Raw genomic sequence first — 12,548 nt, forward strand, 5'->3', positions numbered from 1 at the left:
TAACGGCAACTGGGCGCATTTAAACAGAGCCGAACAGGGAAAAAACCGGAATCCGGAATTTTTAAATCGACTCTGGCACGAAATTTCCGAGAGTAGCTGCAAGCGAGTTGGATCCTATGGTTTTCAGGGGATCTTTCACTCTGACCCTATTTTTGCAGGGCGCGTCTATACAGGGAGTGTGAAGATTTCTGGCCGTTAGGTCGGAGTGAGTCGGGTAAACTCCACTCTGGAACAATTTTTAATGTGAAAATTTTCGAATAATGACAAATAGGGTGGTTTCCCTGCAGACTCAACTAGCGCACAGCGGATTCTGCAGAGTGTGCTGCGGTTTGGCCAGCTCGAAGCTCATAAAGCGCTTGGTGTTGAAATAGTCGACTCTGTCAGCGCGACCATCTACGCCAACAGCGCGGCTCTCTGCGCCCACAACTGGCCGATATCGCCCTGGACACGGTACAACAGCAGACGGCCGTGCTCGCTGTCTGGCGCGATATGGAAATGCTCGAGCTGTTCCCGAGCCAGCATCTCGATATCGGATGCAGAACTGGAATTGCGCCGCGGTGAAAGGATTTTCGCGCCTTCAATACTCTGGGTGATGGTGTTCTCGCTTGATGCCAACAATTGTTATAGCGGCTATGACACCAGATTGAAGTGCAACGGCCGACGATGGGCACGCTGCGCTTTGCCCATCCTACGAAGGTGTTTCCGCCTGTAGGAGCCTTTTTGCAGGCGAAGAGGATCGAGGCCCGTTAAGCATTCGCCTGCAAGCAGGCTCCTACGGCAGGGTAGTGGTGTTTTTGTAGGTGGTAGGGTGCGCCGTGCGCACCGATGGGCCGAAGCTCGCCCCGGAGATGTTTCCAGGCCGGATTCCATCTCATCCTCGTTGTTTGTTACCGCTTGACTGTAGTGGGCCTAGAATGAGGTGGAAGTGTTTTGCCAGTCAGTTTCTGGTACTGGCGCTTCCTCCAAAGAGGTTGGCCAGGTCGGGCTGGAAGAAAATGCCGACAAGGCCCGATCTTTCCACATCCTGTTTGAACAGCTCTGTACAAAAGACACCGTGGTAGCTATCAGCTTTTGTGCGGAAAACCTGGGTACCGGCTGGCAGTTTCTCTTCAATGAATCCCAGGTTTTGCAGGTCACCGTAGTCGTTTTTGATTGTAACCTTGTCATCCAACGCATCATGATCCTCCGCTATAACGTGCGGATTGAAAATGTAACCTGTTTTGCCGTCGTAAGTTATCGGCAAGAACTCCCCGTCTTGGCTGAGGCTGGAGCCGATCAGGTCGAAGGCTTTTTGGCTAAAGAAGATGCGCCCATTCATCACCTGTAGATCGGGCACTGATTCGCCCCTGGAGTCATCACCTGCCTTGAAGACAATCTCCAGGGGTTCTTTCCACACCTGGGTGTAGGAGTCTGGTCCGCGCTTGATATGAAACGGGTATTTTCGCCCGAGCTTGTTCAGAACTTCACTGGTCGGGATTGTAAAGATAAGGTAATGATCTTCTCGGTGTATTCTATGTAGTGGCATTTGTCAGTACTTCCTACCTTCTACTATCTCTGGCGGGAATGCGCCGGATTGCAGGCGATGCTCCAGAAACTTGAGCTCTCTGATCAGGTCCTCTCTGCTGCCGATCATATCCAGTGATATAAATCTGCTGACCCATTCGTAATATTCACCTCTATGCAAAGATAAATGGGGAGCGGCCCTTTGTAGCCAGTGGGGCATCATGTGTACCACAGCTTTTGTTCCCGGAAGCCAGCATCCGTTGGTCGGATCGTCGATTCTTACCTGAAACCAAGCGAGGACGGCTCTCGTTGCGTCTGCTTCGGGCGCTCCACCGGCTACTATTGCGTGTGCGTGGCATTTTGAGTGCGGCTTTGCGTCCCCCGTAGCCAACATGTGCCTGCCCAAGCGACTCGACTTGTGCTTTTCTTCTTTCAGCTCGTCTTCCGGTATCTTCTCCAGGCCGGCTTTCCTGTATTTCTCCAGGTTTTGCTCTATACGGGATATTGTGCGAACCCGGTTGAGGTCGGCGCGAGTCGGGTTCTCGAGATCGGCGAATTGGGCTATCGCTCTGTCCACACGGCTCTGGAGTACAGGGTTTGTTCCGAGCACGGTAAGCTCCTTTTGAATGTCCTTATTCGTCAGTTGCGATGGTACCTAGCGAAAGTCCATGCGACAACGTCAGCCTCGGGTTGACTGCTATATGACGGGAGTCCAGCCGGTATCTGTTCGCGGGAAACACGCAAGTGTTGCAGCGTGGTCAATTTATAACCAGGTCTGTAATGGCATGTAATGGCGTGTGATCGACCTGTAATCGCCTCGTCCGTAGAGTAGCAGCCAACGTTGAGGGGCAGTGAACGACATCGGGATTTGACGTCACGCCGCCGAAGGACTGGCACCCCTTGACAAGGATTCCGAAGGAACGGATCTCTGCGCCCTAGCGGCGCAGCTTGGGATGGATACCCGTTTCAGCGAAAGCTGAACAGTCAAGCCGGGCCCGGCAGACACAGAGCCTAGTAGGCCGGGATTTGGGGAAGGGCTTGACCGGGGCATGGATGCTCCATTTTCGCTCTTGATAGTGTTGTTGTAACCGTCGATGGCTGGGACCATCAATTCGGGCCGGCAGTAACTGCGTTGCTGCCGGCTTTTTTTATTGGGTCTTCCCCGGCGGAGAATTCCTTCTAATCGCAGATTGCAGTATGCTTCTGTGTGTGCGTAATGTCACAAAACCTGTGATGAATACAACAAGCTTTAAATAGGGGATGGAATTGTGAGCAAATGCGACGAACAGCCGGTGCTCGACTGCGAGGTGCCGGCCTGCGGAATGGAGCTGGACCTGGTGCTGAAACCGGTGGAGCCGGAAGAAAGCAAGCCGCAGTACTGGCCGCTGTACAACGCCGGCAACCCGGACGAGCATTTCGGTAATATGCGCTTCCGCTTCTGCGGCAATCGCGGGCTGGTCAAGCTGAATATCACCCTGGATCTGTCGGCGGTACCGGGGCGGCAACTGGAGTTTTCCCACTGCTGGCGCAATGGACTGGACGGCATTATTGCCATGAGCCCGGATTTCAAGCACCAGTTCTGGGCGCGGGCCCACTGGACGCCGGAAGGCTATACCAAGTTGGTGATCTGGATTCGGGACCGGGAGGAGATCCCGGACGACTTCTCCTTCCTGTGGCTGTGCGAGGATATGGAGACCGGGATGCATTTTGTGTCCGGCGATCCGTTTGCGCGGCTCGAGCCGAAATGATCAGTCGCAGATAGCAGTTTTTACCTCCGTGGAGGCCTGGGGCTGGGTACAGAGTCGCTGGAATGCCGGCAGATTAAACCACTCTGCGCTCATGCCCTGTTTCAATAGTTCGTGAACATAGTAATCGGCAGATCGCCACTCCTCGGCAAGAGAGTAAACTTGGGCAGAGCCATATTTGATATGAGAGTTGTCCGGTGAATTTTTAATTAATTGGAGTATAATTGGTATGGAGCTTTCCAACTTACCTAATTTTGCTAGTGCAAGAGCACGGCTTAATCTTGTCTCGATATCTTCCTTTTCTGCCGTAAGCGTAATTACTTTTTGAAAACTTTTTTCAGCGGCTGACACGTTCCCAAGTAGTTGTTGGGTCTCACCTATTTGAGTGATAGTGTAAACATCATTTGGAGTGTCGGCTAAAACTTGCTGATATGCCTCAAGGGCAGGTTCGTATTTCTTTTGTAGAAAATAAACAACGCCGAGATTTGATTTTGTACGCCAGCCGCGCAAATTTTCGGGAATAGCGGTAATGGCTGCCTCGGCCTCCACCAGATTACCGCTTTCCAGCTCGATTACACCCAATGCAGAGTACGATGACCAGTGCTTTGGGTAAAATTGAACAATTCTATTCAACGTATTTCGCGCATCGTCGTAGTTTCCGCTGGCGGTCTGGTTTAGAGCAATCAGATATAGATTGTCAGCCGATGGATTCAATGCCGCGGCATCCTGTGCATAGCGCAAGCCGGACTCGTAATCCCCTTGAGTGAACTGGAATCTTGCGTACTGAGCTAGCAGGTGTGCAGAAGGGTGCCCCTTGGCTTGTAACGCGCTGAGCGTGGATTCAAATCCCTCTTTGTCTGTTCCTAAAGACTTGACCAGCAATTTTGCTTCAAGCAGAGATACTTCGTTGATGCCCGACTCTTCTGCCCTTGCAAGTAGGCCGAGGGTGTTGCTCAGTAGCTTTCTATCATTGTTCGACAGATACAAATCTGTAGCCGCATCCGCATACAGAAGATAGAGGCTAGCATTCTTGGAGTAGGTGGCGATCAGGTTTTCCAGTGATTCCAGGTCGTCCTGCGCTACGGCGTTGCTGTTAGTTTTCGACAGTATGGCCAGATAACGGTCGTAATCCTGTTTCCCCATTTTCCTCTGTTCTACAGCGCTATCGTGATAGCTACTGGGGAACAAGGTCGCCGCGCTATTGCTAATCCGGTATTCCGCCTCCTGCCTCTTATCCGCCAAAAACGCAAAATCAGTCTGCTGTTTGATCTGACTATCCACCGGCCCAACTCGCTGCAACTCAATCTCACACCGCACCCGAGCACAATCCAGCCGCGCGTACAATGCATCGGTCACCCCTTTCTCCCGCAACGCCTTCAGCTGCGTATCGAAATCCTGCCCCTCTTTCGGCGTAAAACTGACCAGCGCACTGGCCTTCAGTTGCGAGGCCGCATTCATCAGCGCCTGGCGCACCATGGTCGCGGTCAGTGCCTCCGCATTCTTCTCGCCGCGCACCTCGCCGCTGATCTCCACCGGCATTACGGCGATATACTGCGGTTCCAGGCGGGTGGCGTACTGCCAGCCGAAGTAGCCGGCCACGCCGGTGGCGGCGAGGGCGGCGGCGCCGGCCAGGGCGCGGAAGGTGCGGCGGTGCCTGCTGGGCGGTTTGCGCAGCAGTTGGGTGACGGTGGCGGAGAACTGTTCCGTATCGGTATCGTCGGAGCCGTGCTGGTGGAGGAGTTCCAGCGCCTCGTAGACCTGCTGCGCGGATTCCGGGCGCTGTTCCGGGTGTTTGGCCAGCAGTTTGTCCAGCAGCGCCGCCAGCGGGTCCGGCAGGCTTTGCCGGGCCCGCTGCGGGGGGATATGGGGTTCGTTGACCACTTTCTGGGCCAGCGCCATGGTGCCGCCCTCGCCCCGGTCGAAGGGCTTGGCGCCGCAGAGCAGTTCGTAGGCGATGGTGCCCAGGCTGAAGAGGTCGGAGCGGGCGCACAGCGGCAGGCCCTGCAGCTGTTCCGGGGACATGGCGTCCACGGTGCCGGCCACCTGGTCCTCGCGGGTGATATTTTCGCCATCCTGCTCCAGGGACTTGGCGATGCCGAAGTCGGTGATCTTGGCGATGCCGCCGCCGCTGTTGTCGAGGGTGATGAGGATATTGTCGGGCTTGAGGTCGCGGTGGATGATGCCGAGGGAGTGGGCCTCGCCCAGGCCGCGGCAGATCTGCATCAGCAGGCCCAGCTTTTCCCGCAGCGGCGCCGTGTGCTCGCGCATCCACTCCCGCAGGGTGGTGCCCTCCACATACTCCATCACCAGCGCGATGCCGCCGTCCTCTTCGAGCACGTCGTAGAGCTGCACGATATTGGCGTGGTTGAGCTGCGCCAGCAGTTGCGCCTCGCTGTGGATGCGGGCGCCGGCGGATTCGCTGGTGCTGTCCTTGCGCAGCTTCTTGATGGCCACCTGGCGGCGCAGGCGGGTGTCTTCGGCCAGGTAGACGACGCCCATACCGCCGGCGCCGAGCGTGCGCTCGATGCGGTAGCGGCCCAGTTGGCCCTGTTCCGGTTCGGCGACTTCCATAGCCTTTTATTCTTGTTGCTGGATAACTATTCGCCTCTCTCCGTTTGCGGGGGAGGGGCGCTGATCGGCTCCCCTCTCCCTGAGGGGAGAGGGGACTGCCGGGGCGAGTCGTTACGTTGCTGGTTTGTCCGTTACATCGGCTGTTCCGCGGTGCGGACAGGCGTACAGTTTACCCGGTTTGCGCGGTGGGGACTATTTCCGTGCGACCCCGCCATCCGGGCCGCGCCCGGTGCACAGCGTCGGGTACTCCCCGCGCAGGTCGGCAAAGGCGCTGTGGCTGCAGATTTTGGCAAAGCGCGCGGTGCGATACCAGACGGGGGACTGCCCCAGCTCCAGCGATCTGCGGATATGGGCTTCGGCCGAGTTCAGGTCGTCTGTGGCGATATAGATCTGGGCAAGGGTTTGATTGACGTAGGTGTCGTCCGGGGCCCGCTGCCGGGTTTTCAGCAGCGATGCCACGGCGCGTTCGGACTGTCCCAATTGGGCGTGCGCGAGAGCCTGCATCAGCCGGTTCTCCCAGCCTTCCCGCTGTCGGCTGAGTTCCAGGGCGCGCTCGCTGAACTGCCGCGCTCGTTGCGGGCGCTGCTGTTCGCGGGCGATTTCCGCGCGGTACAGCAGAGGTTCCACATCGCTGGGCAGGGCCTTGTAGAGATCCGTAAAGCACCGGTCTGCCCGCGGGAAACGCTTCTCCAGGTAGTGGGCCATGCACAGGTTGTAGAAGTCCAGGGCGTTTAGCCGGTGGGGGGCTATGGTGTCGAGCAGACGAATGGTTTCCCCGGTGCGGCCCATATCCAGTTCGTTGGCGGCCAGCAGCGAGCGGGCATCAATATAGCTGTCGTCGATCTCCAGAGCCTGCTGCAGGTAGGGCCTGGCGGCCTCCATCTGGCCGTTGTAACTGAGCGACAGCGCTTTCTGCAGCAGGTAGTTGGTGCTGGTGCGCAGGGCCAAGGCCTTGTCCGATGCGATCAGTGCCCGTTCATAGTCGCCGCGCAGGTGGTAATGGATGGCCTCCGCCTGGTAATAGTTGGCCCGGTCCGGCAGGGCAGACTTCAGCTTAGCCAGAATCTCCGCCGATGCCTCCCAGTTGTAACGCGCGTGGAACAGGAAGAGTCGGGCGCTCAGTATTTCCACGGTGTCGGCAATCTCCGGCGGTGCTTTGGCGAGCATTTTTTCAAGCCGATCCATGGAATCCATATTGCGATTGCTGAACCGGTCGTCGAAGGCCAACTGCCCGTAGAGCTCGTAAATAGCGGGGAACTGCGGGGCCTTTTCCTGCAACTCTTCCAGGGCGTCCAGGGTTTCCCCGACGTTCTGGTAGGTCTTACCCCGGGGCTGCAGTTCCAGATAACGCCGGTAATCCTCTTCGCCGATAGTCAGTGTCGGGCTCAGCGCGCGCGGTGGGTACTGTGGCAGCAGGTAATTGATTTGTTGCAGTGTCTGTTCAAAACCGCCGAGGTTGGAGTCCAGGCTCAGGGAGATCTTGCGGTTGGCGATGGTGGAAAAGCTTTCCGTTTCGATCAGCTCCAGCGACAGTTCGCAGTTTTTTTCTCCACAGGTAATGTCGGGGTTGAGTAACAGCTGCGCATCCTGGGCCCGAGCCTGGCGATGCAGGGATTGATTGTGTAATTGCCGGGACTCGGACTGGGGAACCAGATACAACCCCTCGCGGTTGGAAAGGCCCTGCCGGATGGCGTTCTGTACGCTTTGGGTAAGCAGGCGGACTTCCCGGCTCTGCTCCGGGCCCCCCGCTGCCGGTGGTACCACGGCGATATAGCGGGCGTCGCGGGCCGGCGGCGCCCCGGACAGGAAAGCGGCGGCGATTGCGGCGATCGCCAGGGCGGCGGCGCTGACGAGTGCGATCCCGCGTTTTCCGGCCGTCCGGCGCCGGCGGTAGAAATCCTCGCTGGCTATTGTGGCCGGGGGATGGCGGTCGATGGCGCCGGGGTCTGTCGCCTCCAGCTCTTCGGCCACGGCGGCGGCACTGGACGGGCGCCGTGCGGGCTTTTTCGCCAGCAGCCGGTCCAGCAGGCGGCAGAGTTCGCCGGGGAGACCCGGGTTGAGATTGGATGCGGGGGGATGGGGCCGGCGGACGATACGGTCCGCGAGAATGAAGCTGTTGTCGCTGTCGCCGAAGGGGTTTTGCCCGCAGAAGAGCCCGTAGGCGAGTACGCCGAGGGCGAAGAGATCGCTGCGGTGGTCCAGCGGCTTGCCCTGGAGTTGTTCCGGCGATACCGCGCCCCAACTGGCGGGGGTGTGCTGTGCCGTGGTGAGGTTGCTGTGCTCGCTCCAGCTTTTGGCGATGCCGAAATCGGTGATCTTTGCGATGAGCCCGGGGCCGTCGCGGTTGATCAGGATGTTGGCGGGTTTCAGGTCGCGATGGACGATGCCCAGGTCGTGGGCCTGTTCCAGGGCGCTGCAGATCTGCACCAGGATACTGAGTCTGTCCTCCGGGGCAGTGCCCTGTTCGCGCATCCACTCCTGCAGGGTGGCGCCCTCGACATATTCCATCACCAGCGCCATGCCGCCGTCCTCTTCCTCGAGCACGTCGTAGAGCTGGACGATATTGGGGTGATTCAGGCTGGCGAGCAGCTGCGCCTCCCGGCGGATGCGCCGCCGGGCGGCGCTGCCGGCGACATCCTGGCGCAGTTTCTTGATCGCCACCCGGCGGTGCAGGCGGGTGTCTTCGGCCAGGTACACCACGCCCATACCGCCGGCGCCGATCTGGCGATCGATGCGGTAGCGGCCCGTCGGGTCCGGTTGCGGTTCGGTGTCTGGCATTGGCTTTTACACTTGTCGGCGGTGGCGAGTAGAGGTTGTTCGTTGCGGGGGCTATTTCTGCGCGATCCGGGTGCCCGGTGTCTGCCCGTCGCACAGCGCCGGGTACTCCTCGCGCAGGTCGGCGAATTCGCCGTGCGCGCACATCGGTGAGAAACGCGCCGTTTCAAACCAGATCGGCGACATGCCCTGTTCCAGGGTCTTGCGCATATGGGCCTTGGCGGAGAGCTGGTCGCCTATGGTGATATAGACTTGGGCGCGGGCATAGTTGGTGTAGAGGTTGTCCGGGGCGCTGCGGCGGATCCGCAGCAGCGTTTCCACTGCTCGGTCGGCCCGGTTCAGTTCCGCGTAGACCCGCGCCCGCGTAAGCAGACTTCTCCAGTCGTTGCGGCCTTTGGTGACTTCCAGGGCGCGCCGGGCGAACTCTTCTGCTCGCTGCGGTTGCTGTTGTGCGCGGGCGATTTCCGCCTGGTAGAGCAGCGGTTCGGCGTCCCCGGGGGCGCGCTCGGCGACGCCGGCCATACACTGCTGGGCGCGCTCGAACTGATTTTCTATGTAGTAGGCGAGGCACAGGTTGTAGGCATGCATGGCCCCGAGCTGCTCGACGTCGACGCTTTTGAGCAGGCGGATGGTCTCTGCCGGCCGGCCGCTGTCCAGTTCATTGGCGGCGAGTAGGTAGAGGGCTTTGCTATTGTGGTCGCTGAACTCGATCACCTGTAGCAGGTAGGGTTTGGCTGCATCCATATTGCCGGACTGGGACAGGTACAGGCCCTTCAGCCACAGGTAGTTGGTGCTGGTGCGCAGGGCGAGGGCGCGGTCGATGGCCGCCAGCGCCTTCTGGTACTCGCCGCGGCCCTCGTAGTAGTTGGAGCGCAGGGCGTGATAGCTGGCGTGATCCGGCAGGGTCAGCTTGAGTTTTTCCAGCAGTGCCCGGGCGCGGTCGGGGTCGTCGCGGCTCATGGCCAAGCGCAGTTTGGCGGTGAGCACGGAAGGGTGATCGCCGATGTCGCGCGGCGCCCGCTGCAGGAATCTCTCCAGCCTCTCGAGGGTCCCGGTGCTGCGGGTGTTCAGCTTATGGTCGATGACCTGTTCGCTGTAGAGCTCGTAGTAGGGGGGGAAGCCGGGACTGTTCTTCTGCAGCGCTTCCAGTGTCTTCAGGGTTTCCGCGGTCCGGGCCTCGTCGCCGCGCCGCTCGTAGAGATCCAGATAGCGCCGGTAGTCTTCCGCGCTAATATTGAAGCCGGCTCCCCGTTCACCGGCGGGATTGTCCGGGAACAGGTAGTTGAGCTGCTGCAGGATACGGGCGCGACTGTCCAGGTCTTCGCCCAGTTCCAGCATGACGCTGCGGCTGGCGGTAGCGGCAAAGCTCTCCGTGTCGATCACTTCCAGCGAGGCCTCGCAGTGGGCGGCTTCGCAGTTCAGCGTCGGGTGTAGCAGCAGTTGCGCGTTGAGGGCCCTGGCCTGGTCCCGCAGCGGCTGGCCGCGCAGCTGCCGGGATTCGGCGTAGGGCACCAGCAGCAGGCCCTCGCGGTTCGACAGCCCCTGCTTGATGGCGCTGAGCATGTTGCTGGCCAGCCGTTGCTCTTCGCGGCTGTCGAACGCGCCTTCGTGCGGGGAGACCACGGCGATGTAATCGCCGCGGCGCTCGGGCCCGGCCTCCGGCCACAGGGCCAGCGCGGCCGCCACCAGCAGTGCGGCACCCGCCCCGGCGACCGCGCCGAGCAGGGTCCTGTGCCGGCCCCGGTTGCGCCGCCGGCGCCGGTGGTATTCCTCGGCGGTGATGGTGGCGGTGCGGCTGAAAGTGTCGCCGGCGCCGTCGTCCAGGTGCTGCAGGATGCCGTCCAGCTCGGCGGCCACGGCGGTGGCGTTGAGGGGGCGCCTGTCCGGGTCTTTGGCCAGCAGCCGGTCGAGCAGCCGGCAGAGGTCCGCCGGCAGTTCCGGGTTCAGTTTGCCCGCCGGCGGGTGTGTGTTGTTCACGACGCGGTCGACGATCACAAAGGGGCTTTCGCGATCGCCGAAGGGGCCCTGTCCACACAGGAGCCTGTAGGCCAGCACACCCAGCGCGAAGAGGTCGCAGCGGTTGTCCAGCGGTTTCCCCAGCGCCTGTTCGGGCGACATGGCGCTCCAGCTCCCGGCGATATGCTGTTCCCGGGTGAGGTCGCTGTACTCCCGCCAGTTTTTGGCGATGCCGAAATCGGTGATCTTGGCGGTGTTGTTGTCGTCGACCAGGATATTGTCGGCTTTCAGGTCCCGGTGTATGATACCGATACCATGGGCCCGGGTCAGGCCGTTGCAGATCTGCTTCAGCAGCAGGATCTTCTGCTGCAGGCCGGGGTCGCGCTCGCGCTGCCAGTTGTCGAGAGAGCAGCCTTCCACGTACTCCATCACCAGGGCGATGTCTTCGCGCTCTTCCACCACATCGTAAATCTGCACGATATTGGTGTGGTTGAGCTGCGCCAGCAGCAGCGCTTCCTTGCGGATGCGCAGGGGGGCGGCGTCACTGGTCGGGTTTTTGAGTAGCCGCTTGATGGCCACCTCGCGATCCAGCTTCTCATCGGTGGCCAGATAGACCACGCCCATGCCGCCGGACCCGAGTCGCCGGGTGACCTGATAGCGCCCGATATGGAAAGGTAATTGCTCTGACGTCATGAGTCTGGCTTTGCCGCCCTGTTATTGCACTCTGCCGTCCCTAGCAAAAACTGTTCTGGTTTGTTCTCCGGCTGTGGCGCGGGCCCATCCCGCGCCGTTGCCTGTCACCCTGCGGGTTCTGCCAGCCGCTGGTGGGTCTGGGACTCCAACTGCGCGCCCTTGTAGATCTCGAAGCGCGTGCAGCCGAGGCGAACCTCCCAGGAGCGTCGCTCCACCAGGCCCGAGGTGTCGATGGCGTCCGGCAGGGATTCGGCGATCTGCTTGCGCGCACGGAATATCTGCGTGTTCAGGTGATTGACGGTAATGCCCAGTTCGCGCGTGGCCACCTGGATGGAGACCCAGCCCTGGGCATCGGGGTCCGCATTGGCCTGCATATCGCGTACGCGCGCCCGCGCCAGGTACATCAGCAGGTAGTGATGGATGCGCGCCGGCAACGCCAGTTTCATATCTTCCCGGCGCAGTTGCAGCTGTACATGTTCCTCGTGGTGGCTGACGGAAAAGCGCAGGTCGAAATCGGTGATGGAGAGCTGTTGCATCGACAGCTCGGTGGTGGCCCCCTGGTTGTCGGCCAGGAACAGCAGCCAGCTGTGCAGGCCGCAATCGATGCGATCACCGTGCCTGACGGCGGTCGCGTTGTCGGCGCTGTTGGAGTTACCGGTGAGCTCGTACAGCCACTGGCCGACCACCGGACTGAAGTGCAGGCTGGCGAGCGGCTCGCGTTCGTCCGGCAGCAGGTGGTACTGCTCCAGGGACTGGGCCTCGCCGTTGGCCAGGTCGATGAGCAGGTTTTCCGGCGCGTCCAGGTTTTCCACCACCCACACCGGGTTGTTGGCGCGGCCGAAAGCGATCCGGTCGCCCAGTTGCAGTGGATAGTTCCTGGCCGGTACCAGTTGCTGGTCGTTGACCCAGGTGCCGTTGCGGCTGAGATCGCGGATGTTCCAGTGGGTACCGGTCCACTGGACGGCGGCGTGAATACCGGAAATCTCCGCGCTGGTGATACGTGTGTCCACCTTGCCCTGGCGGCGGCCAATGGTGTGGTGCGCCATCAGGTAGACGGGCTGTTCCCTGTCTGGATGTTGCAAACAAGCCATGGTCTGCTCCCTTCCCCCTTTGTCGCCGCGGGCAAAGTGCTGTGCGGCAACATTGAATGCTGAAAACAGGGCGAAAGGCGCGCGGCGGGGAGCATTGCTCGCAGGTGGAAAACCGGAGGGGCCGATAGCGATGTATCGGTTTTCATGTTCGCCAGGCGCCGGATGTCGCCGCTGAAAAAAAGGGACAGCGCGCCGCCGGTCGAGCCCCATTACC

9 protein-coding genes are annotated in these 12,548 nt (G+C 60.3%); 2 read left to right on the forward strand and 7 right to left on the reverse strand.

What is annotated here, in order from left to right; translation table 11 throughout:
• Window positions 1-199, forward strand: a 199-nt coding sequence (locus tag OQE62_RS03835) for a hypothetical protein (protein WP_265720674.1), incomplete at its 5' end; no start/stop codon positions are given.
• A gap of 194 nt (window positions 200-393) precedes the next feature.
• On the opposite strand, the gene OQE62_RS03840 is transcribed toward OQE62_RS03835, so the two are convergent.
• The 3 genes from OQE62_RS03840 to OQE62_RS03850 all read right to left on the reverse strand — a co-directional run bounded on the left by OQE62_RS03840 (window position 394) and on the right by OQE62_RS03850 (window position 2,113).
• Window positions 394-618 (reverse strand): hypothetical protein, encoded by a 225-nt coding sequence (locus tag OQE62_RS03840; protein ID WP_265720675.1) that lies wholly within the window; start codon window positions 616-618, stop codon window positions 394-396.
• A gap of 319 nt (window positions 619-937) precedes the next feature.
• Window positions 938-1,525 (reverse strand): hypothetical protein, encoded by a 588-nt coding sequence (locus OQE62_RS03845; RefSeq protein WP_265720676.1) that lies wholly within the window; start codon window positions 1,523-1,525, stop codon window positions 938-940.
• Window positions 1,526-1,528: 3 nt separating this feature from the next.
• Window positions 1,529-2,113, reverse strand: a complete 585-nt coding sequence (locus OQE62_RS03850; protein ID WP_265720677.1) for an AHH domain-containing protein — start codon at window positions 2,111-2,113, stop codon at window positions 1,529-1,531.
• A 658-nt stretch (window positions 2,114-2,771) separates the two neighbouring features.
• Here OQE62_RS03850 and OQE62_RS03855 point away from each other — a divergent pair.
• Window positions 2,772-3,251 carry a hypothetical protein gene (locus OQE62_RS03855; RefSeq protein ID WP_265720678.1) on the forward strand — a complete coding sequence of 160 codons (480 nt, stop codon included), beginning with the start codon at window positions 2,772-2,774 and terminating at the stop codon, window positions 3,249-3,251.
• Here the strand turns inward: OQE62_RS03855 and OQE62_RS03860 are convergent, their stop codons facing one another.
• The 4 genes from OQE62_RS03860 to OQE62_RS03875 form a co-directional block, all read right to left on the reverse strand.
• Complete coding sequence (locus tag OQE62_RS03860) at window positions 3,252-5,819, reverse strand: serine/threonine-protein kinase (RefSeq protein ID WP_265720679.1); 2,568 nt, start codon at window positions 5,817-5,819, stop codon at window positions 3,252-3,254. It abuts the gene before it with no gap.
• 192 nt (window positions 5,820-6,011) lie between these two features.
• Window positions 6,012-8,597, reverse strand: coding sequence for a serine/threonine-protein kinase (locus OQE62_RS03865; RefSeq protein WP_265720680.1), 2,586 nt, complete (start codon window positions 8,595-8,597; stop codon window positions 6,012-6,014).
• A 51-nt stretch (window positions 8,598-8,648) separates the two neighbouring features.
• Window positions 8,649-11,243, reverse strand: coding sequence for a serine/threonine-protein kinase (locus OQE62_RS03870; protein WP_265720681.1), 2,595 nt, complete (start codon window positions 11,241-11,243; stop codon window positions 8,649-8,651).
• Between the two features lie 104 nt (window positions 11,244-11,347).
• Window positions 11,348-12,334 carry an FHA domain-containing protein gene (locus tag OQE62_RS03875; protein ID WP_265720682.1) on the reverse strand — a complete coding sequence of 329 codons (987 nt, stop codon included), beginning with the start codon at window positions 12,332-12,334 and terminating at the stop codon, window positions 11,348-11,350.
• Window positions 12,335-12,548 lie beyond the last annotated feature (214 nt).

Source organism: Microbulbifer halophilus (genome assembly GCF_026183675.1).
In the GTDB taxonomy this organism is placed as follows: Bacteria; Pseudomonadota; Gammaproteobacteria; order Pseudomonadales; family Cellvibrionaceae; genus Microbulbifer; species Microbulbifer halophilus.